Source organism: Clostridioides sp. ES-S-0005-03 (genome assembly GCF_020658455.1).
Classification (GTDB): domain Bacteria; phylum Bacillota; class Clostridia; order Peptostreptococcales; family Peptostreptococcaceae; genus Clostridioides.
Genome location: NZ_JACVWI010000008.1, coordinates 61556 through 86487 on the forward strand (window position 1 = coordinate 61556; position 24932 = coordinate 86487).

25 protein-coding genes and 1 pseudogene are annotated in these 24932 nt (G+C 24.9%); 9 read left to right on the plus strand and 17 right to left on the minus strand.

Annotation, left to right across the window (positions count from 1 at the left end; genetic code table 11):
- Positions 1-29 precede the first annotated feature (29 nt).
- Both IC218_RS18795 and IC218_RS18800 read right to left on the minus strand, forming a co-directional pair.
- Entirely contained in the window at positions 30-866 is an 837-nt protein-coding gene (locus IC218_RS18795) for a hypothetical protein (RefSeq protein ID WP_227825202.1), read from the minus strand.
- 21 nt (positions 867-887) lie between these two features.
- Positions 888-1715: a hypothetical protein gene (locus tag IC218_RS18800; RefSeq protein ID WP_227825203.1), complete on the minus strand. Its 828-nt coding sequence runs from the start codon at positions 1713-1715 to the stop codon at positions 888-890.
- Between the two features lie 226 nt (positions 1716-1941).
- Between IC218_RS18800 and ligA the strand changes: the two genes are divergently transcribed.
- The 3 genes from ligA (at position 1942) to IC218_RS18815 (ending at position 5821) form a co-directional block, all read left to right on the plus strand.
- Positions 1942-3933 carry an NAD-dependent DNA ligase LigA gene (ligA, locus tag IC218_RS18805; protein WP_227825204.1) on the plus strand — a complete coding sequence of 664 codons (1992 nt, stop codon included), beginning with the start codon at positions 1942-1944 and terminating at the stop codon, positions 3931-3933.
- 68 nt (positions 3934-4001) lie between these two features.
- A complete protein-coding gene (locus tag IC218_RS18810) occupies positions 4002-5273 on the plus strand; it encodes a hypothetical protein (protein ID WP_227825205.1) in 1272 nt (423 codons plus the stop codon).
- 14 nt (positions 5274-5287) lie between these two features.
- The gene (locus IC218_RS18815) at positions 5288-5821 is read left to right on the plus strand and encodes a hypothetical protein (RefSeq protein WP_227825206.1); all 534 of its coding nucleotides are present in this window, start codon (positions 5288-5290) and stop codon (positions 5819-5821) included.
- A 31-nt stretch (positions 5822-5852) separates the two neighbouring features.
- On the opposite strand, the gene IC218_RS18820 is transcribed toward IC218_RS18815, so the two are convergent.
- Both IC218_RS18820 and IC218_RS18825 read right to left on the minus strand, forming a co-directional pair.
- Positions 5853-6662, minus strand: coding sequence for a tyrosine-type recombinase/integrase (locus tag IC218_RS18820; RefSeq protein WP_227825207.1), 810 nt, complete (start codon positions 6660-6662; stop codon positions 5853-5855).
- Between the two features lie 29 nt (positions 6663-6691).
- Positions 6692-7081: a hypothetical protein gene (locus tag IC218_RS18825; RefSeq protein ID WP_227825208.1), complete on the minus strand. Its 390-nt coding sequence runs from the start codon at positions 7079-7081 to the stop codon at positions 6692-6694.
- A 509-nt stretch (positions 7082-7590) separates the two neighbouring features.
- Here IC218_RS18825 and IC218_RS18830 point away from each other — a divergent pair.
- The 5 genes and pseudogenes from IC218_RS18830 to IC218_RS22030 all read left to right on the plus strand — a co-directional run bounded on the left by IC218_RS18830 (position 7591) and on the right by IC218_RS22030 (position 14824).
- The gene (locus IC218_RS18830) at positions 7591-11925 is read left to right on the plus strand and encodes a cell wall-binding repeat-containing protein (protein ID WP_227825209.1); all 4335 of its coding nucleotides are present in this window, start codon (positions 7591-7593) and stop codon (positions 11923-11925) included.
- 53 nt (positions 11926-11978) lie between these two features.
- Positions 11979-12080: pseudogene (locus IC218_RS22335) on the plus strand (RNase H1/viroplasmin domain-containing protein); the annotation flags it as partial.
- 42 nt (positions 12081-12122) lie between these two features.
- Positions 12123-12986, plus strand: a complete 864-nt coding sequence (locus IC218_RS18840; protein WP_227825210.1) for a hypothetical protein — start codon at positions 12123-12125, stop codon at positions 12984-12986.
- Between the two features lie 96 nt (positions 12987-13082).
- Entirely contained in the window at positions 13083-14522 is a 1440-nt protein-coding gene (locus IC218_RS18845; RefSeq protein WP_227825211.1) for a cell wall-binding repeat-containing protein, read from the plus strand.
- A gap of 170 nt (positions 14523-14692) precedes the next feature.
- Positions 14693-14824 (plus strand): hypothetical protein, encoded by a 132-nt coding sequence (locus IC218_RS22030; RefSeq protein WP_255613091.1) that lies wholly within the window; start codon positions 14693-14695, stop codon positions 14822-14824.
- 281 nt (positions 14825-15105) lie between these two features.
- Here the strand turns inward: IC218_RS22030 and IC218_RS18850 are convergent, their stop codons facing one another.
- The 13 genes from IC218_RS18850 to IC218_RS18910 all read right to left on the minus strand — a co-directional run bounded on the left by IC218_RS18850 (position 15106) and on the right by IC218_RS18910 (position 24334).
- Positions 15106-15459: a BlaI/MecI/CopY family transcriptional regulator gene (locus IC218_RS18850; protein WP_227825212.1), complete on the minus strand. Its 354-nt coding sequence runs from the start codon at positions 15457-15459 to the stop codon at positions 15106-15108.
- 129 nt (positions 15460-15588) lie between these two features.
- Positions 15589-15939, minus strand: coding sequence for a helix-turn-helix domain-containing protein (locus tag IC218_RS18855; RefSeq protein WP_227825213.1), 351 nt, complete (start codon positions 15937-15939; stop codon positions 15589-15591).
- Positions 15940-16088: 149 nt separating this feature from the next.
- Positions 16089-16463: a BlaI/MecI/CopY family transcriptional regulator gene (locus IC218_RS18860; RefSeq protein ID WP_227825214.1), complete on the minus strand. Its 375-nt coding sequence runs from the start codon at positions 16461-16463 to the stop codon at positions 16089-16091.
- 250 nt (positions 16464-16713) lie between these two features.
- Positions 16714-17376 (minus strand): hypothetical protein, encoded by a 663-nt coding sequence (locus IC218_RS18865; protein ID WP_227825215.1) that lies wholly within the window; start codon positions 17374-17376, stop codon positions 16714-16716.
- Positions 17377-17444: 68 nt separating this feature from the next.
- Complete coding sequence (locus tag IC218_RS18870; protein ID WP_227825216.1) at positions 17445-18206, minus strand: hypothetical protein; 762 nt, start codon at positions 18204-18206, stop codon at positions 17445-17447.
- A 21-nt stretch (positions 18207-18227) separates the two neighbouring features.
- Positions 18228-18491, minus strand: coding sequence for a hypothetical protein (locus tag IC218_RS18875; RefSeq protein ID WP_227825217.1), 264 nt, complete (start codon positions 18489-18491; stop codon positions 18228-18230).
- Positions 18492-18517: 26 nt separating this feature from the next.
- Positions 18518-18712 (minus strand): hypothetical protein, encoded by a 195-nt coding sequence (locus IC218_RS18880; protein WP_227825218.1) that lies wholly within the window; start codon positions 18710-18712, stop codon positions 18518-18520.
- An 18-nt stretch (positions 18713-18730) separates the two neighbouring features.
- The gene (locus IC218_RS18885) at positions 18731-18946 is read right to left on the minus strand and encodes a hypothetical protein (RefSeq protein WP_227825219.1); all 216 of its coding nucleotides are present in this window, start codon (positions 18944-18946) and stop codon (positions 18731-18733) included.
- A 323-nt stretch (positions 18947-19269) separates the two neighbouring features.
- Positions 19270-20403: an ATP-dependent Clp protease ATP-binding subunit ClpX gene (gene clpX, locus IC218_RS18890; protein WP_227825220.1), complete on the minus strand. Its 1134-nt coding sequence runs from the start codon at positions 20401-20403 to the stop codon at positions 19270-19272.
- Between the two features lie 151 nt (positions 20404-20554).
- Positions 20555-21151, minus strand: a complete 597-nt coding sequence (locus IC218_RS18895) for a hypothetical protein (RefSeq protein WP_227825221.1) — start codon at positions 21149-21151, stop codon at positions 20555-20557.
- 123 nt (positions 21152-21274) lie between these two features.
- Positions 21275-21535: a hypothetical protein gene (locus tag IC218_RS18900; protein WP_227825222.1), complete on the minus strand. Its 261-nt coding sequence runs from the start codon at positions 21533-21535 to the stop codon at positions 21275-21277.
- 30 nt (positions 21536-21565) lie between these two features.
- A complete protein-coding gene (cas3, locus tag IC218_RS18905; RefSeq protein WP_227825223.1) occupies positions 21566-24091 on the minus strand; it encodes a CRISPR-associated helicase Cas3' in 2526 nt (841 codons plus the stop codon).
- A gap of 69 nt (positions 24092-24160) precedes the next feature.
- Positions 24161-24334, minus strand: a complete 174-nt coding sequence (locus IC218_RS18910; RefSeq protein ID WP_227825224.1) for a hypothetical protein — start codon at positions 24332-24334, stop codon at positions 24161-24163.
- A 188-nt stretch (positions 24335-24522) separates the two neighbouring features.
- Here IC218_RS18910 and IC218_RS18915 point away from each other — a divergent pair, with 188 nt between their 5' ends.
- Complete coding sequence (locus IC218_RS18915; RefSeq protein ID WP_227825225.1) at positions 24523-24867, plus strand: hypothetical protein; 345 nt, start codon at positions 24523-24525, stop codon at positions 24865-24867.
- Positions 24868-24932: the final 65 nt, after the last annotated feature.

The following is a 24932-nucleotide window of genomic DNA, read 5'->3' on the forward strand; positions in this document are numbered from 1 at the left end:
GTTTAAACATGGGCTATTTATTTATAAAGTTATACTGAGTATAAGTTAGGATATTCTTTTAAATCTTTCTTAATGCTATCTGTTAATTGTAAGAAAGAGCTCTCTTTAGAGAAAATGAGAGGTTTAGTCCTTCTTTGTGAAGATAATTGGTTAATATTATAGAAAGCTTCTATTAGTTCATTACTTAATGTGTAATCATTTTCTGATAAGCATATAGATGCAAGTAACAACCATTCTTCAAATAGAGAAGAAATAATTTTTTCATTCATGCAATCTTCAAAATTCATACTATATGCTAATTTTAATACTTCTATTGTATTTTTATCTTTGTATAAAAGTCTATTGCTTGATGACATAAGATATAATATTATTTTTCTATTATTTGAAATATAAGTATTTAAATTAAAAAAAATATTTAAGATGTCTTTTTCTAAATATATTAATCCAAATTCTTTTAGAATAAATGTGATTATACAATTCTTTTTAGTTAAAAATTTTGATAATTTGTCTAATTTTCTAAGTTCAGTTAAATATACATTATATGTTTTACCCATTTTAAATATTGAAGAATTTATTTCTAAGGCTTCTTTTAATATGAGAATAGAATTAAAATTTTCTTCTTTTATGTTTTTATAGTCTCTTATAACTAAAACTTTAATAATAGATAAAATTAGTAGCATTATTAATACCAAAGGGACTTGGATTATCAAAATAAATATAGAAAAAAACGACAATGGCATAAAGAAAAATAAGCATATATATAATAAGATTAAAATAGGAGTTACTCTCTTAAAATATTTTTTCAATAATTCTGTTTTATATTCTTTTAATAATTCTTTGATTGTATTCCTGTAATATATAAACAATTTATACCTCCTTTAGTATATTTATAATAAATCGCTTGTTATAGACTCTGTTAATTTAAGAAAATAACTATCTTCATTTTGAGTTTTGGAATCTTTTCTATTTAAACTTACTGATAAATTTTCAATATTATCAAATGCTTTTATTAAATCATTACTTAACTTAAAATTATTTTTTGAGAGGTAATCTAATGAAATTAATAGCCATTCATCGAGTAAATCTGGTATCATACCTACAAGCTCTTCTGAATGTGATATTGCATACGCTCTTTTAAAAATATCTCTTGTATCATTATCATATAAGTTTGTATTATCTGACATACAATATAATATAAGACTTCTTAATGTTAAAAGAAAATCTTCTAATTTAAAATAATTACCTAATAACGGAGGTTCCAGCCTTATAACATAAGCATCATGTAAAATTAATGTTATTATTTTGTATTTTCCTTCAAGGAATTGTGTGAATTTACTCATTTTATTTATCTCATCATTCCTAAGTTTATATAAATAAGGCTCAATGTTAAAGAGTTTTTGACCATTTTTCATAATATCATTAAATACTAAAATTTTATAAAAGAATTTATCGTCTATTTCTTTATATTTTTTTTCCTTAAGAATTTTAAGTGTGGAAAATATAATATTCAATTGGGTTAAAGGTAAAGTAATTGATACACTTATTATTATACTTATTATCATATTAAGATTTAACATTTCGTAAAGCATATTAAATATACCAAAACCAATTGAAAGAAGAGCAATATAAATGCAAATAGAGAGTTCTTTTACCCCAGCCACATATGGCTCGAACCGATATTCTTTTAATAGTTTTTTTATAACTTTTATTTTCATATAAATTATTTCCTTTCGTTATTATTTAATATAATTATATATTTTTTATTGACTATAAACAATAAAAATTGTAAAAATAGTAAAATATAAATACTAATCACATCGCTATAGTTCAAAATATGTTAAATTCTTGAGCTTTAAAGTTATAAACATATATAAAAATGTGTAATATATTTGGTAAACAAAAAGTTTTTAAAGATAAAAAACAATTTAGGGGGAACATGATATGAATAAGGTTAAAGAAGAAATAATGTATTTAAGGGAAGAAATAATTAAGCATGATTTATCATATGCAAAAGGTAATCCTGTAATATCAGATACCGAATATGATAAGTTGTATTTAAAATTAGTTGAATTAGAAGAAAAACATCCAGAATATAGTGATGAAAATTCACCAACAAAAAGAATAATCGACATAAAAGTAGAAGGATTAGAAAGAGTAGATCATACTATACCAATGTTGTCTCAAAAGAAAATAAACGACTTAGATGAATTAGATAAGTTTATAAAACAAATGGATGATGAACTTATAGTTGAAGATAAGTTAGATGGATTGACAATTGTATTAAAATATAAAGATGGCTTTCTTTATGAAGGAGTAACAAGAGGAGATGGGATTGTTGGAGATAATATTACCCATGTGATTCTCAATACTCCTAATGTGCCTAAAGTCATACAATTCAAAGGTTATTTAGAAGTGAGATGTGAAGGAATTATCCCAAATGAAGAATTTGAAAGGGTAAATAGTCTTTTAGGAGAAGAAGATAAATACAAATCTTCAAGGAATTTAGCTTCAGGGACAGTTAGAAGTTTAAATGGAGGAGTAGCTAAAGAAAGAGGACTTAAACTAATAGCATTTGATCTTGTTAAGGCAAACAATACTTATTTTGAAAAAGATTATGAACAGTTAGAATTTCTGAAAGAATTGGGATTTGATGTTGTCAATTATGAATTATTTAAAAAAACTGAAGAAGATCTGTTGAAATTAAAAGATTATGTTTCTAATTTTAATAAAAATGTAAGAACTTTCTTATCTTATAAGGTTGATGGTTTAGTTATTAAAGCAAACTCCTTAGTATTAAGAGAACGATTGGGTAATACAAATAAATATCCAAGATGGAGTAGTGCTTTTAAATTCGAGAATGAAGAAGCTATAACTAAACTAAAAGATTGTGTAATTGAAATTGGCAAGAGTGGACAATTAACACCAGTAGCCATCTTTGAGCCAGTACAAATAGATGGTATAACAATATCAAAAGCTACATTGTCTAATTTTAAAAATGTCAAAGATAAAGATATTAAAATAGGTGATAGAGTAGTAGTAGCAAGAGCTAATGATGTTATCCCTAAAATAGAACGTTCTATTAAAGAAGATAGGACTGGAGAAGAAAAAGAAATAGAAATCCCTAAACTTTGCCCTGTTTGTAATGAACCAATAGTAAAAGAAAATGTTCATTATTTTTGTGTAAATGATGATTGTCCAGCACAAATAGAAGGGAAAATAATTCATTTTGTAAGTAAAAAAAGCTTAGATATAGATGGATTAGGAGAAGAATCTATAAAATTATTCTTAGATAATGGTTTAATATCTTCAATAATAGATATATTTTATTTAAAAGATAAGAAGGATAATTTATTGAAACTTGATAAATATGCTGATAAAAAAGTTAATAACTTATTAGAAAATATAGAAGCTTCCAAACAGGCTTCTTTATCTAAAATATTACATGGACTTTCAATTAAATTAATTGGAGGAAGAGCTTCAAAAGAATTAGCTGATAAATTCATAAGTATGGAAAATATATTAAATATATCCAAAAATGTGGAAGAATTTAAGCAAAGTATATTGTCTATAAACAATTTTGGAGAAGAAATGTCAAATAATTTAGTATTATTTTTTAAGGATGAAAGAAATATAGAATTAATAAATAAATTAATGGAGGTAGGATTTAAAATGGAAGAACAAATAGTTAAAGTCAATGAAGAGGAAAATATGTTAACAGGTAAAACAGTAGTTATAACAGGTAAATTTACTAATTTTACAAGAGAAGAATTGACGGAAAAAATTGAGAATAAATTTGGAGGTAAATGCTCTAAATCTGTGTCTAAAAAAACAGATTTCTTGATTTATGGAGATAAAGCAGGGAGTAAGTATAATAAAGCATTAGAATTAGGTGTAAAACTAATTACAGAAAAGGAACTTCTTGATATAATATAAATAAGAATTAATAAAAACAATATTTAAATTTAAATATTGTTTTTTTATTAAGGAAGAAGGTGTTATTAGTGGTAAAATCAATAAATTACTATGAAACAGAAAATAAAAAGCGTATTTATGTTAAGATAGTTGACCGAAAAACAGATGCCTATTTTGATGTTATAAAAAATGAGTGGGCTCCTAAAAAAATAAAAGAAATAGAAGAAGAGGTATTTAAGTTTGCTGGCGTTGACAACATAGATGAATTTAAGAAAATAAAGAATAACATTTATACTTCAAAAGATAAAGACCAAGTTTTTATAAGTAAATTTAATAAGATTAAAAATTATACAATGACTGATAAATATTTTAAGGAAATAAAAGAAATCATTAAAGAAATTGATAATAGTAAAATAGAAAAAGAAATTATTAATATTGAGAAAAATAGAAAAGAGTACTTAAAAGAAAGAATCTATAAGACACTATCATATATGAATAAAAACAATAGAAAAGAGAAATATGAGGATATAAGTACAGATATAATTAAATTAGAGAAACTTAACTATAATACTAAAGATATAAAACAAGAGCTTGAAGATAAATATAGTAAGTTAACAGTACAATACTATATAGGCAAATTTGAATATAATCTTAACTGTATAAGGGAGTATAAAAGAATAAGTGATAATAAAATTAAACTATGTAAATCTTCAATTAAAAAATTGAACGAGCTTGGAGAAAATACAAGTGCTTTAGAAAATAAATTAGAAGAAACTATAAATGAGAAAAAAGAACAAATAGAAATTGAAAGATTGAAAAGTATTGAGAAACTAAGAAAAAATACAATATATCTAAGTTATTTAAAGGATGGAACTTTTAGATTAGAGAACAAGGATTATACTAACTACGATGAAATTAAAAAATTAATAAAGGAATTAGAAATAGGAGAATTTGATGGGTTACATTCAATTATAGTTAATATTAAAAAATTAGATGATAATGAAATTAACTATGAAATAGTCAATAAAAAGGTTACAAAAATACCAACTCTTACTGAACTAAAGGAGATGCCTTCTGTATTTCGTTTAAGAGGTTGTACTTTTAAAGAAAATGCAAATAAAGGTTGTTATGTAGCAGTTTGCGATGAACTTGGTACAGTTATTTATTTTCTAACAAGTATTGAGAAGGTTAATAAATCTGGGACGATGATAACTTACGACTTTCCTCATTTCGAATTTGAAAGTGATTCTTATTATGCCGTAAGATATGGAAAACTATATGATATAAGAAAGAGAGTCTACAAATTTGTTAATGAAAGATGGTATGAAGTAAGTTATACTTATAATGTAGAATATAAATAATTGGAGGAGTATATATGGCAGTTTCTGATATGAAAAGAATAGCAGTAGGAGAAAAATTTCCAGGTGAACTACATGGTGGGATAGGTATTACTCTTGGAGAAGCTGGATTTACAGCTATATTTAAATTAAAGGATTTGGATAAAGAAGAAATATTAAACTTCCACACAGGTGATTTAAGAATAGATATATCTTTTTTAGAAAAAATAATATTCTTTGTATTTGATAATCCAAAAGGCATAGGAAGTGCAGATATTCCTTTTACAGTGCATTTGGCAGATGTTAAAGAGTTGCAAGAAATTAAAGAAAATGAAGGTTATAGAATGGACCTTATATTAGTAGAAGGTAAGAATAATATTGTAAAAGGCCTTAGAATGATTAGTTTTAACAATAGAACCTCTAAATATATAAAAAAATATATAGATGCACAATTATTAGAAACAGATTTTAATAAAGAAAATTATAAGGAAAAAATAATTACTTTACAAAAAAAATATAAATTTAAAGATATTAAAGGGATGTCAAGAGCATATACCAGTTTTAAAAGATAATATAATAAAGATGGTTATATAACCATCTTTATTATATTTGTATGCTATTTATTTCTTCTAATAATTCTCTTTTACTTAATTGCATATAGATATCTGTAGTCGAAAGAGAATGTCCAAGGAGTTGTTTTATTGCAGAATAGCTAACTCCTTTTTTATCTAAATTTTTAGTAAACAAATGCCTAAAAGCATGAGGATAAACTGAATCTTCATTTATATTGGTCAATAAAGCATACTTCTTTAATATTCTAAAAACTTCGCTTCTTGATAAAGCTCCTCTTTGACCAGAAAATAAAAATTGAGTATTATCAACTCTTTCATTATCAACATATTCTTGAAATACATTATTAAGTACCGAAGGGATGAGGATTTTTCTATATTTACTACCTTTACCTTTTATCATGATTTCATCTTTTTGTATTGATTTTACTTTAAATTGCAGTAGTTCGCTAACTCTTGCTCCAGTATAAAATAAACCTAACATTATAGCCTTAGCTCTTAAATCATTTACTTCTATCGATTTATTTAGCATTAAACGAACATCCTCATTTGTAAGCATATCATCAATGAATGTTTGGTTTTGAATCTTAGCAACTGGAACATGTATATCTATATTTTTAAATCTTAGATAAGCATTCAAAGAGTTTATTTTTCTGTTTACAGTTTTAATCGAGTAATCTTCAATTATTTCATTTTTGTATCTTTTTAATAATGTTTTGTCTATATCTTCATTCTTATATATATTTAAAAACTGTTTTATATCTAATGTATAGTTATACTTAGTGTTTTTAGATAATTTTTGTATGCTTTTTTCAAATTCAAATAATTCATTCTCAATATTCATCTCTCTAAATACACCCCATTATTATATTTTCATCTGCGTTCTATCCTAAGACAATGTGTTTCATAGTCTTCTTCTTTTCCCTTATTTTTAGTATATTTTTGAACAACTCCATATAATTTTAATTTATCTCCTGTTTTTAATATTCCTAAATTCTTAAAGGTATTAGTTATTTTAAACCATTGATGCCCTATGTAATATTTTTCCCCTTTATGTTCGATTATTATATTTTTCAGTAATATTCTATAGCTTCTTTTGTCCTTAATATATCTTGTAGCACTGTCATTGTAGACAAGGCCATACTTTTCAAACTTGGCAATTGCATTTACTTTTAATCCTAAAAATTGCTTAAGATCTTTTCTTATATTTGAACACCACCATTTTATAATATTTCTTATTTTATTAATTATATCAAAAAACATATATATTTTAAATTATTTTTTTACAATTTAATATTTTATATAAAATATTAAATTGTAAAAAAATACAGATATCTATTTTTATAAATAACTTATTGTTTATATAAAATTTTTTGTGTTTTATTTTAAATAAACATATATATATGTTATAAATATTTGTATTTAATATATAATATAATATTAAAACCTAAATTCTGAAAAATTATATTTACGAAATTTTCCTTTAGTTGAGAACTCACAACATAGTTTATACTATGTTGTGAGTTCTTGTTTTTTTGAAGCTTTATTTTAGCCTTAGAGATAGCTTGGAAATATTCGCAATGTATTTATATAGATTAAGGTTAATATCTCTTAAAAACGATTTTAAGGCTTAAAATGAGGGAATCAGCGAAAATAGTAAGGAATATAACGATATTAAAAATAAGCCCTATTCTATACTTGAAAAATTTATAAAATATATATTGATTCTATATAATGTAGTATATTTTTATGAATAGGAGGTATTTTATAACATGAATAATATAAAAAAATCTCTTTTGGTAATATTGAATATGATTTTAATATTATCAAATGTATATATTCCAATAAACGCTTTAGAAAGAGATGTAAATGTAAATGTAGCTCAAGACCCAGATATTGATATAGTTTTAGTTGCTGGGAAAACAGGGACTTCTTTAGGTTCTTTTGAATCAGATATAAAGAATTCTTTAAAATCGAAAGGAGTTAATATAAACAAGGTTAATGTTCAAGCGATACAGTCGAGTCAGATTACTGCTGAAAGTAATTTTACTTGGCAAAAATATGACCATGGTAAAGGATCTGTTTCTAACAACGATGTTATTTTTAATGGATATACTGAGGAAGGATATTCAGATTTTTGGTTTTGTAACAATACTAAGATAGGAGAAAAAACTTTCACTTTTACATTAAATGAAAGTCAAGTAAAATACCACTCTTTCATGGGTGGAGGATTTTTATTTGGAATGAAAGATTATGGAGATGGAACTTTTGAAGGATATACTTTGCTTATAGATTCAGGGACTATGAGTATAAAGAAAATTCCAAGAGTATCTAAAACAACATTTAGTAATACTAATGGGAATTTTGCATATGAAAATCCAAGTGGTTTAGGCACATCTTCTGTGGCTAAGATGTCAACTCAGACACATGATATTAAAATGGTTTTAGTTGATAACTCTGTTAAGGTCTATGAGAATAATACACTTAAACTTGATTATACATTAAGTACATCTACACCTGGAGAGGGATTTGGTATAATAGCAGATCACAATTCTCATAATTGTAGTGAGACTTCTACATTTAGACTTAGTAATTTAGTTATGAGAACAGAAACAAGTAAAGAGTTTAATGAGGTTTTAAGAGGTCCTGAATGGAGAGATAACTCTGTTAAATTTATAGTTAATGTTGAAGATAAAGAAAGACCAGATTTTAATTCTTCAACTGCATTAGGAGAAATTGTTTCAAGGATGTTAAATGAAGATATATATTTAGTAAATTTAGGTACTACCAACTCAAAAGGGCAAATTGATAAGTTAATAGCATCTAATAATAACAATGGAATATTTATAAATAACGCAAATTATAGTAGTAGTATAGATAAAACTGCTCAATACATATTAGATCAACTAAATATATTAACTAAGCCTTCTCCATATGTACTAATTAATACACCATTTAAATATTCTATCACACCAGAAGAGTTAAAAACAAATACAATTAGTGAAAATTTCCCTGATGGAGCATGGAAAATAGACCACGATTACACTTATTTTGATAATTCAATGGGGAAGTCATCTATATCTGGACTTTACATGAATAATTTTAATTTGAAACTTGATAAACCTGGTAAATTGGATATTTCATTTGAAGATAAAAACGTTATACCTGCAAGCTTATATGTTCATAGGAAACCAATAGCTAATTTTGGATTCAGTTTATCTTCGAATGGGTCTGGATATAACATTAATTATACAGAAGCTTCCTATGATGAAGATGGCATAACAAAGTCGGACAGAGGGGTTAAAGAAAAAGAGTGGAAATATAAAACAACTACAGGTAGTAGTTGGATAAATGGTAGACCAGCTACTATAAATCAAAACACAGACTATATTGTACAATTGAGAGTTAAAGATTATCAAGATGTATGGAGTACCCCTGATGTTAAGTATATAACAACCAGCAATGAAGCAGTTAAGCCAATAGCTTCATTTAATTCTCCTAAAACAATAACTAAATATGAAACTTTAGATGTAGTAGACACCTCATATGATCCATATGCACGTTCAATTTCTCAATATGAATGGGAAATCTTTAATAGTAAAGGAACATCTATATATAAAAGTAGTGTTCCAAATAAGAATTTAGGTAGCTATGGAGTTGGTACGTATATATATTCCTTAAAGGTAAAAAATTCTCAGAATGTATGGTCTCCAGTATTTAAGAGAGCTATAAATGTTGTGGCTGATACTAATGCTCCTGATATATTTGCTGATATTGTAAACCATCAAGGGACACCTGATGAAATAGACGTGAACTTGAGTTTTACAGATTTAGGAGGAAGTGGATTTAATAGCTATAGGTATAAAATCTCTAATAATAAAACATCTGAGGAAAATTGGTCTGATTGGAAACAGGAATCGAAAGCTTCTATAAAAATAGATAAGTATGGAGACAATTATCTTTATGTAGAAGCCAAAGATAATGATGGTAATATAGCGAAGAGAACGTTTGGTCGATATACTAAAACTGATATAACAGCACCAAATATAAATGCAGATATAGAATCTCATCAAGGGACACCTGATGAAATAGCTGTAAATTTAAACTTTACAGATTTAGGGGGAAGTGGATTCAATAGTTATAGATATCAAGTATCTCAAAGTACAGATATAGACAACACTAAATGGTCTGACTGGATAAATAGAAATATTGCTAAGGTGAGTATTAATACTTATGGAGTAAACTATATCCATGTAGAAGCTAAAGACAATGATGGGAATACATCTAAGAAGACTTTTGGGCCTTACAAAATAACTGATGAAACTGCTCCAGAGATAGAAGCTGATATAAAAAATCATAGTGGAACTCCTGATGTTATAAAAGTGAATTTAAGTTTTAGTGATTTAGGAGGTAGTAGATTTAATAGCTATAGATACCAAATGTCTCAAAATACAGATGTAGACAGTAATAACTGGTCTGACTGGATAAATGGAGAGAGTGGAGTTATTGAAATAAGTAAATATGGCAATAATTATATTCATGTTGAGGCTAAAGACAATGATAATAATATATCTAAAAAGACATTTGGTTCATACAATATAACTGACATAACTCCACCTAAAATAGAATCAGATTTGGAAAATGACGCAGGAAGTCCTACTTCAATCAATGTTAAATTTAAATTCTCTGATGATGAAGGAAGTGGCTTTAATAGCTATAGATATAAAATAGTAACTAATGTTAAAGAAGATAAAGTTTGGTCAGAGTGGATTTCTAAAGATAATGATGTAATTAAAATAGAAAGCTATGGAGTTAATTATATTTATATAGAAGCAAAAGATAATGACAACAATATAACTCAAAAAATGTTTGGTCCATACAATCGAACAGATAATATTGCCCCTGAGATAAAAGCTGATATAGAAAATAAAGACTGGACAAGAAGTGAAATAGATGTAAATTTAAGCTTTAGTGATTTAGGTGGTAGTGGTTTTGATAGTTATAGATATCAAATTTCAAGTAATGAAAAAGAAATTGGGCCAAAGTGGTCGGAATGGATTAACAAAACAAATGATTTAATTAAAATAAGTAGCTATGGTAAAAACTATATCCATATAGAGGTGAAAGATAATGATGGTAATTTAACTAAGAAAACTTTTGGTCCTTATAATAGAGAAGCCCCACAATCTAATGGCCATGAGACTAAAATGGACGATTTATCAGGAGAGGATAGATTTGAAACAGCTATTAAGATAAGCCAAAAAGGTTGGGATTCTTCATATTACTTGGTTCTTGTAAATTCTAATTCTATTGTAGATGCCATGACATCAAGTCCATTAGCTTCATCTAAAAAATCTCCTATATTATTGACAGATAAAGAATTTATATCTGAAGATACTAAAAATGAGATTAAGAGATTGGGAGTTGAAAAAGTATATTTAATTGGTGGTGAAAATGTAATAGATAAAAGTGTGGAAGAGCAACTAACAAGCATGAATATTGAAATAGAGAGAATAGCTGGGGTGGATAGATTTGAAACCAGCTTAAAGATAGCAAAACAAGTAAAAGGGAATAGTATTAGTAAAGATGTGTTTGTTGTTAATGGAGAAAACGGACTTGCTGATGCTGTAAGTGTTGGAGCTATAGCTTCTCAAAGTAAATCTCCAATAATACTTTCAAATGGAGAATCTATTCCTATAGGAATAGATGTAGTTGAAAAATCAAATAAAGCATATTTTGTTGGTGGAGGTAGTACTATATCAGATAAATTAATCTCAGAAATACCAAATTCTATAAGGTTAGCTGGTGAAAATAGAAATGATACAAACTCAGAAGTAATAAATTTCTTTTACAAAGATGATATGTTAAATGGTATATATATAGTAAAAAATGGATCTGATAATGAAGAAAATTTAGTTGATGCATTAGCAGTTAGTGTTTTAGGAGCAAAGACTAAATCTCCAGTAATGTTAGTCGGCAACACTTTAGATGAAAAACAGATTGATTTATTTAACAATAAACATTTTGAACAAGTTGTTAAAGTAGGTGGGAGTGGGAATGAATCCTCTTTTAGCGAGATAGAAGATATAATTATTTCAAAAAGATAAAAACAAATAATGCTTACTTATAGTAATAATAAATTATTTATATACTTAAGAGACTGGGACGTAAACCTGGTATATATTCAACTTGGAAAGATTGTTTAAAGCAAGTAAATAAATATTCAGGTTCTTTATTTAAATCTTTTAATACACTTGAAGAAGCTCAAAATTTTATTGGAAAAAAAATTAATGTTAAAAGCAGTATGGAGAATAGCAATAAAAAACAGACTAAAATATGTACTATTTGCGAGAGACCTTATTTCGGGAGGACTCAATCTTGCCCAACTTGTTTAAAAAAACTAAAAGAATTAAAAGATATTATGGATCCAAATGGAAATTATAGTAAGATATCTATAAATAAAGTTTTATTTATAAAAGAAAGATATTCACCAGAGGATGTATTTAGCTTTATAGAAGAAAATAAAAATCTTTGGAGGAAACTTCCTTCAAGAAATGAAAGATTGAAGGTCAAAAGAGCAGTAAGAGAGTACCATAGGAGTACAGAATATTTAGAGTCTAAATATATGAAATGGGAAGGTGAAATACCATTATATATAAAGACACTTTTAGATAATTATCCATCGAAAAAATTGCTAACTCTAAGTGGAGATAAGCTAAATCCTAATATACATTATGTTTGTTTAAAGTGTGGAGAAGAGCAAGTACAAACATATAGAGATTTTAAATTAAATAAAAGTCATAATTGTAAAAATTCAAAATCAAGTGGAGAACTACTTGTTGAAGATTATTTGAAAAGTTTTACAAAGATAAAAACTCAACGTAATACTTTAAGATGTATAAACCCTATAACAGGAAGGCAACTTCCATATGATGTAGAGATAGTTGGTTCAAAATTATTAATTGAAATACAAGGAGAACAACACTTAAAGTATATAGAATATTTTCATGGATCTATTGAAAATTTTAAGTATCAACAACAAAAAGATAGTTATAAAAAGGAATATGCAGAGAAGAAGGGATATAAATTGCTGTACATTTATTATGATGATTTTAAAAATGATAGATTTAAGCATAAAATTAAATCTGAGTTAGATGCATGTAAATAATTTTATATCCTTAGATAAATAGCTATACATAAAATTTGAATTTATTCATGTATAGCTATTTATAATGTTCAAAATCATTATAAAGGAAGTGGATTTGTGTGTAAGCCAAGGTTATTTATATTAATATTTTCTGTAATTTTTCTCTTTAATGTGTTAGAACCAGAAGCTTTGCCAAGAATTGAAGTTTTTAATTATAAAAATAGTTATGATATGTCTTACTTAATATCAAAACAAAAACATAGCACAACTTTTATCTTATTTAATAAAGAAAAATTAAGTGATGGTTTAAGTGCAAGTGCTTTAGCAGGGAGTACTGAGGCATCTATATTATTTACAAATAAAGATTTTTTACCAAAAGAAACTAAAGATGCTTTAATAAATGCAAAAAAAGTATATTTGTTAGGTGGATATAGTTCAGTAAACTTAGAAACAGAAAAAGTTATAAAAAAACAGAATATAGAAGTAATAAGATTAAGTGGGAAAGATAGATTTGATACAAGTTATAAAGTTGCTAATGAAATTTCAAAACATAAAGATATAAATAAGATATTTTTAGCTAATGGTTTAAAAGGAGAAGCAGATGTTATAAGTATATCTCCTGTAGCTTATAGAGATGGAGCTCCCATAATATTAACAAATGGGATGGACACTAAATATAATATAAGTGGTAAAAAAGTTTATGTAATAGGTGGATATACTATAATGGATAAATCTTTTGATAAAGATGAATCTATAAGAATAAGTGGAGAAGATAGATTTAGCACAAATAATAAAATAATAAATAGTTTTTATAATGTAAATCCAGATAAGATATATTTATGTGATGGAGATAAGTATTTAAATGCTTTATTAGGAGCAACAATACCAGGAGGTAATCCTGTTAAATTAATAAATAATAAATCTCCAGAGCTTTTATATGGAGGCTCTACAAAGCCAATATTACTTGGAGAATTATCTAATATAAATAGTTCTAAAGTTAAACTAATAAGTGATCTTGTTGATGTTAGATTATCCAATAAAAAAGAGATTGATCAAAACGAGCTAAATAACATGGTTAAGGAGATTTTATCTATAGATATCAAATTACTTACCTCATTAAAAGTTAATAATAAAAAAATAATTATAACTGATATGAATGTTACAGACATAGAAGAATTTAAATCTTTAAAAGGGAAGAAAGTACCTACATATAAAAACACTACATATGAACAACTTGCAGGTCTTTCAAGCAATAAGGTTGCAGTAGCCGTATTAGGGAAAGCAAATATGTCAAGCAGTAAAAGTGTTATATTACATGAAACAGCTCATCTAATAGATTCTATGCTTGGAGATATCTCTAAATCCGATAAATTTAAAAATATCTGTAAAAATGAAGCTAAAAATATGTACCAAATTGATTACGTTACTGGAAATAGCATAGAGTATTTTGCAGAATCGCTCATGAATTATTATCTGCCTGAAGAGAATATAAAAATAAAAAATAATATTCCTGATACTTATTATTTTATAGAAAAAGAAGTTACAAAGAGTAAATAATTAATCTAAACTAAGAATAAAATAGGTCGTTTTTTTACGATATATTAAAATATCATATGTGGGACATCTATGATATAATAGTTATAGCAAGGAATACTTATTTGAAAAATTAAAGAGTGGCGTTTCCATAAAAATTAACCTTCATTCTCATATGAGGGGAGGTGAAATTTATGATAAATCTAATGATGAATATTATGGCAGGTTTAATATCTTGCTGGATATATGACAAATTAAAAAGCCACTCGAATCCTACTAAGAGTGGCTGGGAACTTAATATTAAGTTCCGTAAAAGTTCCAAATAAACTTATTTAATTTTGGAAACATCACTTGAAGTTTGATTGAGTAAAATATGTTTCCTTGCTATTATTATACCATATATAATAGAATTTTAAACAAAAACATGAACCTTATTTATTAAAATTATGTTTATTTTTTATAGAAGTAAATATGTGAATAGAGTATAGCTTTTTAAGTTACATATTGTTCTATATCTTAACTATTCTTTAAATGTATGTTTAAGGATTAGTTGGAAATAAAATACAAAAACACAATTTGAAATGTGCTTTGTATCAAATTACTATTGTTATTTGGATTTAATCTCAGGATCATTAATTTGAACATTAAAAATTTCTTCTAAAGAATCACTTAAACTTTGCAATGAACCGTCATGTATTTGGCTTAAAAACTCCCTTGTTGCATATTTTAAATAAGCTTCTTTATTCACAATAACCTCATAGTATGTTAATCTGCTAATTCTTTCTGCTTTTAAAAAGTGCTTTTTTACTAATCTTGATAAAATTGTTAATGTTGTTGTCGGTTTCCATTTAAATTTTTGTTCCATTTCTTCAATTATTTCTTTTGATGTGACTATATCATTTTTTTCCCAAATAAATTTCATTACTCTAAATTCTGCTTTTGGTATTTTTTTTATAAACATATAAACATTCCTTTCATAGAATATAGTTTACTAACATTTATATACTTTAAAATTATAAAATATATGTTATAAGTATATATTAACACAGAATAAAATAAAGATGCCCTAAAATTAAGAGCATCTTTATTTTTATTCTATAAGTTTTCGATATTCAATTATTTCTTTTAAAAGTTTAATTACTGCTTTTTGTTCCTTTATTGTTAGACCATCAATTAAATCATATGCCTCTGCTGATAAAGTCTCAGTATCAGTTTCATTTTTTATAATATTTTCAAATAGTATTTCTAAGGGCATCTCTAATGCAGTAGCAATTTTAAAAATTGAACGAAGGGAAGCTTTACTTTCTCCTCTTTCAATTTGTCCAAGGTAGGCATAGAATAATCCTGCTTTTTTAGCTAATGCTTCTTGACTATATCCTGCTCTTTTCCTATAATTTCTTATTCTTTTTCCAATTATAACATATATCTGGTCATCTAACATTTTCATCATTCCTTATTATATTAGTATATATTGTCTTATTTATCTTAATAATATGTTATAGATGTCAAAAATATACGTATATACAATAGGAATACATTTATTATATGTTATAAACATGAAATAAATTATTTGGTGATTAATCCATATTTCTAATCGTCTTCCCAATCTTGAACCCATTTTTCAAGTGAGTTCAGTTTTTTATCTGTCAGCTCCTCTTCGCATAAAGATACTAAGAGGTATTTTACAAAACTACAACTTTTTAAATTATGTATTCTTTTTGAAATAGCTTCAAAATATTTCTCTTTTTTAACTGTAATTGTATAATAAATATGTTTATTTGTTTCTTGGGCGTATAGGAAATTTTTATTTGATAGTTTTGACAAAGTTTTTAATGTTGTTTTTTCTGGCCAGTCATATTTATCTTTCATGTACAAAATAATTTCATCAGATCTTACTTTTTCACTTGAATGCCAAATAAATCTCATTACTTTTAACTCTGATTTTGATAGTTTTTTTAAATACATAACCCTCACTCCAATTTTTAATATAATTAAAGATTACTTAATTAAAGATTACAGTAATAATTTTACATTATCAAATCCAATTATTACCATTTGGATTTATGTATTTATTTTTTATACACAAATAAAAAACTACCCTATAAAGAGTAGTTTTTTAAGTCATAAATCTCGACCAAAAAATTTATGACAATTGCATGGATAATTTTTTACTACTATATTATACCATGTTTTATTTGATTAAAACATACTTATCTTAAATATTATCTAATGTTCTATCTGGTTTTTTTATTCTTTTATAGTATATAGAACTTATACATTCATTAAATTTTTCTAATGAACATATTTCTATATCTGGATATTCCCAACAACCAATTGTTAGTATCCCATAATTCATTTTTTCATCCTCTTCCTCTGTAGTATCTTTATTTAGCCAATATTCTTTATAAAGATCAAGTTCATCTTGAGTTAATTGTAGTTCCTGACATTCTCCACAGTAACAATTTAAACAGTACACTATTTCAATTATTTTATTAGAAATTAAAAAATCTATTGTCTTTTTACCAACATTAAAAGAAAAGTCTCTGAAAGTAGCATGTTTAGCAATAAATCTATCTAATTCAACTTTCTCTTCTTGAGATAAAAAATCTATATCTTTTATCTCAGAAAAATAATGTACATCGTTTATTTGAGGATACTCAATACTCTTTTTTATTTGCATAATTTCTTTAACCTTATTTAATACATTTTTATTTTTAATTGAATTATAAATGTTTTTAATTTCTTTATAATCATAACTATTTAAATCTTTTAGGTCCAATTGTTCCTCCATATTTCTTAACAACTCATAAGTTCTATTTAATTCATTCTTTTTTTCTTTATATTCATTATCTAACTTCATATAATCTTTTATTTTCATAGTATCCTCCCGACTAAATGCCTACTTATATCCTTTATTTTTAAACTTGAACTGTAATTTTTACAGTATTATCTTAGAAAGTTTTCTATATTGACAGTTGAATATATTCCATTTTGAGGGATGTATCCTTCTACTTCCCCCCATTCTTTAAGTATATCAACAACCTCATGGAATTTTTTTATTCTCTCTTTTATGTCTTCTTGATTTTTTTTATGTTTTAAATAATTATCTTTATTTTGTTTATCTTCAAGTTTAAACTTCTCTTCCCATTCATTTCTGTTAACCTTATGCCATGCCCCTTGCAAAAACCACCATTTAAATAATTGTGCTTTATTAAAATTAGTAGTACATGCACACTCGGCTAATTCATACCATTTATAATTACCCTCATCAAGTAATTTAAAATATTTTCTCATTTTCTTATATCTATTTTCAGGTTTAAAATCTTGTAATAAAGATTGATTATACCAGCTCATATCAATTTCAATACCTTTTAAGTTAGATGTTGGTACATAAATATTAAATCCTTGCATTTCAAATGATATTTTATTTAAGTCTAATTTAAAATTTTCTCCATGTGGAAATGTAGCTTCAGCTATGTTTAAAGAGATATTTTTATCTCTAAAAAGAGTTTGGCATAATTCATGCCACTTTTCTTCTGTAACTGGCTTTATTTTTAAGTTTTCTATCATTTCAATTTGTTTTTTTAAGTTTTCTATTTTATTCCTAAGATCATTTAATATACAATGCTTTTCTTCACATATACTACATCTTCCATACTCATTTAATTCTTTATATAATAAACATTCATTACACATATCTAATTCCATTTAAAATCACCCCCTGTACACCTAAAAATATATATCTATAGCAGATTTTTTTAAATAAAGTATATCAAATATTTTTTTTAACAACTTTTCTTCAGCTCCATATTCTCTAAGTAGAACAAAGATAGTTAAAGCATCATTATAATTGAGTTTATTTACCCTCTCAACGACCTCGTTATAATCCAAATTAACACAAACTTGTATTAATTCATATTTAATTTTTTCTAACTTAATTTTCGCCTCTTCATAAATCTTATAATCCCTTAAAAAATTGTTTAAATCATTCATATTTCATCCCCCAATAAATTAATACTTTACCATTCTTGAAAAAGTTTGCAGTTTTTTATACTACATTTTTTCTTAGATTTAGCACCATATATAGCACAAACTTCTTTTGTTTTACCAAATATATCTTTGCGTTCTTTCTTATCATTACATTTTTCTTTTAAACTATAAAATTTATCCTCTTTCATATTTTTCATCAAAATATTGAGTTTATTTTCATCCATTTTATTTCACCTCTATAATCAGTTCCAACGAGGGACAGATATATTTTCATTACTAAGTTCTATATAAAGCTCTCCAGCTTCTCTTATTAGCTTACATAGTGCTATATAAGCTTTACTATTTTCAACATCTTTAAATTTAGAATCATCCAATTGATTATAATATATTTCTGCATTATCTAATCTTTTAAGTATGCTTTTATATTTATTAACTTTTTCTTTTTGAATCTTATTCATTTTTTCCCCCTCCTTTATTATTTAAAAAGCTATATATAATAAAAATATTAATTACTACCACAAATAAAATTGATATAAAATCAAATAAATATATAATTATATTTATAAATTTTAGATGAGATAATAGTAATAATAAATATAAGAATAAAGTAAAAATTGTCATTATTACAAAAGCAAAAATAATAGTACTTATTACTACAGTAATTATATTTAAAACAATAATATTCTTATCTCTCCCATATCTCATATACATATTTTTTTACTCATAAAAAGATATTCCTATCCCTTTATGAGTAAATTCCTTTCATATAAAAAATATTTCCTTAAAAAAAGTTTTTAACTTTTTCTTCAGTTATTAAATACTTTGACTCATTGTCACTTGATGCATAAAACATAAGTTCTGTCATGAAAGGACTTAAAAAAGTCTTTAGACCTCTTGCTCCTAACATAAGTACATTTTCTTCAATGGCCAAATTGGCTATTAAGCTTAGAGCGTCTTCTGTAAATTCCAGCTCTTTGTTTTGAAGTTTAAATAATTTATTGTAATCTCCTATTAAGCCTTGGTCTGATTTTAGTATTAATTTTACTTTTTCAAGATCAAGGGTTTCCAAGTTACATATTACTGGGAATCTTCCTAAGAATTCAGGTATCATACCAAAGTTATATAAATCATCTATATTTATATTTTTTCTAACTTCATCTTTAGCTAAAGAAATTTCATTTAAATTTGATTTAAATCCAATTGTTTTTTTATGTAGTCTTTCTTTTATAATATCTTCTATCCCAACAAATGCCCCTCCACATATGAATAAGATATTAGTTGTATCTATCTCTACATAATTTTTAGTTACATTGTCTTGGATTTTACAAATTGTTCCTTCTATTAACTTTAAAAGAGCTTGCTGGACACCCTCTTTTCCAACTTGATTTTTATATGTAATATTGTTTTTTGCCAATTTATCAATTTCATCTAAAAATACAATTCCATATTTTGTTTTATTTAGATTTTTATTAGATTTATTGTATAAAGAAGCTATTATACTTTCTACATCCTTACCTATGTACCCAGCTTCTGTTAATGTGTTTGCGTCAGCTACAACAAATGGGACATCCAAAAAATTAGCTAATGTTTTAGCAATTAAAGTTTTCCCTGTACCAGAAGCTCCTGTTAGTAATATATTGTTCTTTTCAACATTAACATTATTTATAATACTTAAGTAATGATTATAAATTGTTGTTGCTATCATTTTCTTAGCCTTATCTTGGCCAATAATAAATTTATTCATATACTCTATAATGTCTATTGGTTTTTTTATATTTTTTCTTAAATTTTCTATTACATCTTCTTTTTTCTCTGTTTTCTCTTTACAACTCAAACAAATAAAATCACCTGATTTTGTTTCTTCCATTTCATTTTCATCTTTTCTATTTCCACACCAATTGCACATTTTTTTCATACCGTCCCCTCCTATATTTACTTATCTTAAATTTTTCCTGTTTAATTAATATATCTTTATATAACCATTTGTTATTTAATAATTAATTATAGTGATTAATTTAAATAATTATAATCAATATTTTCATAAAAATATTGATTATAAAAAATATTTATTCTATTTTAAGATTCTTGGAAAATGCAATTACAGAAATATATACTATAAAATAAAAAGATAAAAATTGAAGTGTATATTCCAAAAGTATAATTGCTTTACCAATTAAAAATAAGTTTAATAGTGTAAAAATTATTAATAATACAGAGACACAAACTTCTATAACAACAGCATCATTATGTTTTAAAAGAGGCTCCCCATCTCTTTTTATTATGGTTTTACTTATTTTTATTAAAATATAAGCAGTCATATATAAATTTATGAATGTTCCAATAGAGGGGATTATACTTAAACAACTAACTACTATCATGTATGGGATACTGAGACCTCCTAATTTATAAAAATTAACTGATTGTAATATTGGGACAAAACTTAACCAAGCATATTTTAAATCTGCTTTTTTACTTAATTGAAAAATCGAAAATGATACTAAAAGATATAAAAGAAACATAATAAAAATAACACTAAAATCTCCTGAAAATATGCTTATTAAAAAACCATATAATACATTTAATACTCCTATTCCAAAACTGCTTATTGCCCTAATTATAAAAAGGGATTGCAGAGGTATTAAATTTAGCAAAATAAATTCCATTCATATAACTCCTTTTTAAATATTTATAATTAAATTTTAGCATAAATATTTTATATAAACAACAAAAACACCTTGTTATATATATAATAAAGTGTTTTTGTATTAATTATAAAAATAAAATTTTTAAATGGCTTTTCTTAATCTACTTTTTTTATAAAAACCATCCATTATTAGCATAAACTTAACTGTATATAAATCCTCTTCATGAAAATAATATGCATATCTATCATTCTTGTTTAAGGTAATTGCATAAACATCAACTAAATTTTCCTCCATTAATTTATTAAGAGAATTATAACCTATTTCCAATAATTCTAAAGCTTCTTTTGTGTTATAATAATTTCCACAGTTTATTTCTTTCTTAGTTTTATTCATTATTTTCATATTATTTCTCCTTTTATATTAAATTTATTCCTACTGGGCATTTAATAAATACATATACTCTTTTTTAAACCTGGAGCTATCAAACTTATCATTTGATATAAATTCATTTCCATTTTTGATATAGTAAATTCCGCCAAAAGCATTCAACTTATTCCTTTTGTTACTTTTGATAGAAAAAGTAAACATCTCTAATTTTTCTTTTAGATTAATTATTTTTACTTTTCTTTCAGCATATTCCATATCAATGTTAGATACTAATTCTACATACTTATTCCATATTTCTTCTCCATCAACACCATCTATTATAGTTGGTATAAAAATTTCAAAACTATTAATATCAATTAACTTCATGTGTTTGTTAATATCTTTATTTCTTATCATTTTTAAATCTTTATAAAAAAAATCTATCTCTGAACACAGCCAGTTTCCTTTTGTTAAGTTTATTTTGTTAAAAACTTTATTATATAAATACGAAAAATCTTTATTTGAAAGACACTTAAGATAATCATCTTTATTTCTATCTATATTCATTACTAATCTATAGTCATTTTTATACACAATATTGGCCATATCTAAATTAAATAAAAAAGCTTTACATCCATCTTTAAGACAAGACCTGTTTATTCTTCCAATAAATTGTTCATCTAAATCGGGGAAAGACGTATCTTTGGCTCCTAAATCCATATCTATATCAACTCCTGCTTCAATTACCTGTGTAGTTATTAAAAGTATGTTTGATTTAAGTTCTTTATTGTCTTTCTTTAGATGATTTATTATTGATTGTTTTTTTATTTTATTGTCGTCTCCATCAAGTTCAAAAACTGTATAGTTATCGAGTTTATTACTTACATATATATAAAATTCTTGAGCTGTCTTTTTGGTTATAAATTCTATTAAAAACTTAGCATGTTCTTTTTTTTCTTTATTCCAAACGCTCACTTCTTCCTTTATTAAATCAAGAAGTTTTTTAAAGTCTACAGTTTCATTAAGAAGCTTATTTTCTATAGATACTCTATCTTTAAATAGCTTATTATTGTAATATATTTTAGGATTTTCAATCAAATTTATAAATTTCTTATTTCCAAAATCCATCAATTCTTCTAAGTTAGGCAGAGTTGCAGACATTATTATTAACTTAAAATCCATTATCTCTGAAAATTTATATAAAAGCTCTACTATTTCTTTCCAAATCAAATTTTTATAGTTTTGTATCTCGTCTAAAATTATAACACTGTCAAACAAAGAAAAAAGACCCATTGATTGCTCTCTTCCACATCCAAAAAATAGATTAAATAATGTTATGTTTGAAGTTAAAATACTTTCATAGTTTAAAATTTGCCTATCTAATAATACCTTATTATAATCTATTTTTTTATCAGCACTTTTAATTGGCAAAGGTGAAATAGAGTTAATTATCTGGGTATTTAATTTTCCTTTAAAAATACCATTTAGAACATCTTCTGTCTGTTCAGCTAATGTATTTACAGGAAATACATAAAACAGCTTAGACCCGTCTTTAATTAGCTTTAAAGCACATGATAAACTATTTATCGTTTTGCCTGAGCCTGTAGGACTTTCTATGTTAAATATTCTTTCATTGTTGTTTTTATCTAAATTTTTATTACATTCAATAAGGATGCTTGAACGCAACTCATTTATCTTTGGTAAATTATTTTCTTCAAAATATTTATCATTTGTTCTATAAGACTCTATCCCTTTATATATAGGATTTTTATAAAAAATTTCTTTTATATTATCTTTATTTTCAATACCATTAATTTTGAAATTATTTATATCTTTTTTAGAATGAAAGCTATGAGTGGCTATAAAATCGCAACTAATTAATAAAGAGTTTAAAATCTTATTCCATATATATACACTTGCTTCATTAAATTTTATCTTCTTTATATTTGTAAATACTTTTAAGATTTTCCCATAGTTTATATTTAATTTTCTATTGTAAAAATATAAATAATTAGCCATTTGCGTATTATTAATTTCTCTTTCTAATTTATCAAAATAGTTTTCAAGGTTATCCTGATTTGAATGGTGCCTACTTATTATATTTGCATTTATTAACATTAAATAATATAAAACAGTCTTTTCTTTAACTGATATGTTTTTTAGTTCTTCTATTTTCTCTTGCATTAAATCAATATAAATAATAGAAGATAGATAACTATGATTTGAATTGACTATTTTATTTAAACATAAAATAGATTTTTCTTCTTCAGATAAAAAATCAAAATTGTTTTTCATTTTCTCACTTTGATATTTAGGATTAATTTTCCCTATATCATGTAAATAAACTGAATATATGAACATACTCTCTATTAAATTAATAGCTTCTTTTGATAAGTAAAAATCTGACTTATTTAATTGAAATTTTAAATTTGTATATGTTTTTCTTAATTTATTTAATATATTGTATTTATTATCTATTTGGAAAAATATACTTCTGGTTCTATCTAAATGCAATAATATGTTTTCATTTTCTTTATCGTCTCTATGAGAATATAAATATACATTATTTTTTATAATTTCTTCCAGTTCCATTTATAAAAACCTCTCTTTTTATTGTTTATAAAAAATAAACTTTTTAAAAAATAAGAAGCTTTAAGCTTCTTAATATACTTTATTAATTTTTTCAAACTCTATATAATCTTTTCCTTTCCTTGCAACGCATCTTATATCCCCTAAAATAATGATTTCTTCACCTTCTTTGATTTGTTTTAATTGTTCGTTATTTTCAATCACTAATTTTTCTTCTTTGCTAAAGTTTCCTATATATTTAAACATGTTATAACTCCTATCTAAAAATAAATTTTATTTTAAACTAATTATATCTCACCTCAATTATATTACACCTACCTAAATAATATAATCTCTTTTTATTGATTTCTTCATATTTTTAATTATTAAAAATTCCGCTCCTTACTATAATAGCAATATATTAAAAATGGATTATTTATATAAGGGGTGTTTTTATGTACTTTGATGAATTTTATGAGGTAAAGAATGTATTATTAAAGGAGCATTTAGAAAATCTTGATCAGCAAGACATAGCACCATTGTCTCAAGTCTTTAAAATTTGCCTAACTCACCATGCTAATAAAAGAATGATTGAGAGATATATAGATTGGTATGAGATAGAAGATTTATTAAAAACTAAATCCAATAAAATACTTGATACATCTATTGGCGAAGAATTTATAGTATTAAATGAGAATAAAGAATTAGCAATAGTTTGCGTTTTAGAAAAAATAGAAAAAAAAATATTCAATAATTATAAAAACAGTTATCAAAAAGATGATTTATATTTTCAATTCTAAAACTAAAGAAATCAAAACAGAGCATTTAGAGGTTAAATTTTCTAATAGGAACAGTACATATTAAA

What these genes read in the sequence shown, in the direction of transcription:
- IC218_RS18800 (WP_227825203.1), bottom strand. Translation starts at nt 1,715, where the DNA reads ATGAAAATAAAAGTTATAAAAAAACTATTAAAAGAATATCGGTTCGAG.
- ligA (WP_227825204.1), top strand. Translation starts at nt 1,942, where the DNA reads ATGAATAAGGTTAAAGAAGAAATAATGTATTTAAGGGAAGAAATAATT.
- IC218_RS18815 (WP_227825206.1), top strand. Translation starts at nt 5,288, where the DNA reads ATGGCAGTTTCTGATATGAAAAGAATAGCAGTAGGAGAAAAATTTCCA.
- IC218_RS18820 (WP_227825207.1), bottom strand. Translation starts at nt 6,662, where the DNA reads ATGAATATTGAGAATGAATTATTTGAATTTGAAAAAAGCATACAAAAA.
- IC218_RS18825 (WP_227825208.1), bottom strand. Translation starts at nt 7,081, where the DNA reads ATGTTTTTTGATATAATTAATAAAATAAGAAATATTATAAAATGGTGG.
- IC218_RS18830 (WP_227825209.1), top strand. Translation starts at nt 7,591, where the DNA reads ATGAATAATATAAAAAAATCTCTTTTGGTAATATTGAATATGATTTTA.
- IC218_RS18840 (WP_227825210.1), top strand. Translation starts at nt 12,123, where the DNA reads ATGGAGAATAGCAATAAAAAACAGACTAAAATATGTACTATTTGCGAG.
- IC218_RS22030 (WP_255613091.1), top strand. Translation starts at nt 14,693, where the DNA reads ATGATAAATCTAATGATGAATATTATGGCAGGTTTAATATCTTGCTGG.
- IC218_RS18850 (WP_227825212.1), bottom strand. Translation starts at nt 15,459, where the DNA reads ATGTTTATAAAAAAAATACCAAAAGCAGAATTTAGAGTAATGAAATTT.
- IC218_RS18855 (WP_227825213.1), bottom strand. Translation starts at nt 15,939, where the DNA reads ATGTTAGATGACCAGATATATGTTATAATTGGAAAAAGAATAAGAAAT.
- IC218_RS18860 (WP_227825214.1), bottom strand. Translation starts at nt 16,463, where the DNA reads ATGTATTTAAAAAAACTATCAAAATCAGAGTTAAAAGTAATGAGATTT.
- IC218_RS18865 (WP_227825215.1), bottom strand. Translation starts at nt 17,376, where the DNA reads ATGAAAATAAAAGATTATATGAAGTTAGATAATGAATATAAAGAAAAA.
- IC218_RS18870 (WP_227825216.1), bottom strand. Translation starts at nt 18,206, where the DNA reads ATGGAATTAGATATGTGTAATGAATGTTTATTATATAAAGAATTAAAT.
- IC218_RS18875 (WP_227825217.1), bottom strand. Translation starts at nt 18,491, where the DNA reads ATGAATGATTTAAACAATTTTTTAAGGGATTATAAGATTTATGAAGAG.
- IC218_RS18880 (WP_227825218.1), bottom strand. Translation starts at nt 18,712, where the DNA reads ATGGATGAAAATAAACTCAATATTTTGATGAAAAATATGAAAGAGGAT.
- IC218_RS18885 (WP_227825219.1), bottom strand. Translation starts at nt 18,946, where the DNA reads ATGAATAAGATTCAAAAAGAAAAAGTTAATAAATATAAAAGCATACTT.
- clpX (WP_227825220.1), bottom strand. Translation starts at nt 20,403, where the DNA reads ATGAAAAAAATGTGCAATTGGTGTGGAAATAGAAAAGATGAAAATGAA.
- IC218_RS18895 (WP_227825221.1), bottom strand. Translation starts at nt 21,151, where the DNA reads ATGGAATTTATTTTGCTAAATTTAATACCTCTGCAATCCCTTTTTATA.
- IC218_RS18900 (WP_227825222.1), bottom strand. Translation starts at nt 21,535, where the DNA reads ATGAAAATAATGAATAAAACTAAGAAAGAAATAAACTGTGGAAATTAT.
- cas3 (WP_227825223.1), bottom strand. Translation starts at nt 24,091, where the DNA reads ATGGAACTGGAAGAAATTATAAAAAATAATGTATATTTATATTCTCAT.
- IC218_RS18910 (WP_227825224.1), bottom strand. Translation starts at nt 24,334, where the DNA reads ATGTTTAAATATATAGGAAACTTTAGCAAAGAAGAAAAATTAGTGATT.
- IC218_RS18915 (WP_227825225.1), top strand. Translation starts at nt 24,523, where the DNA reads ATGTACTTTGATGAATTTTATGAGGTAAAGAATGTATTATTAAAGGAG.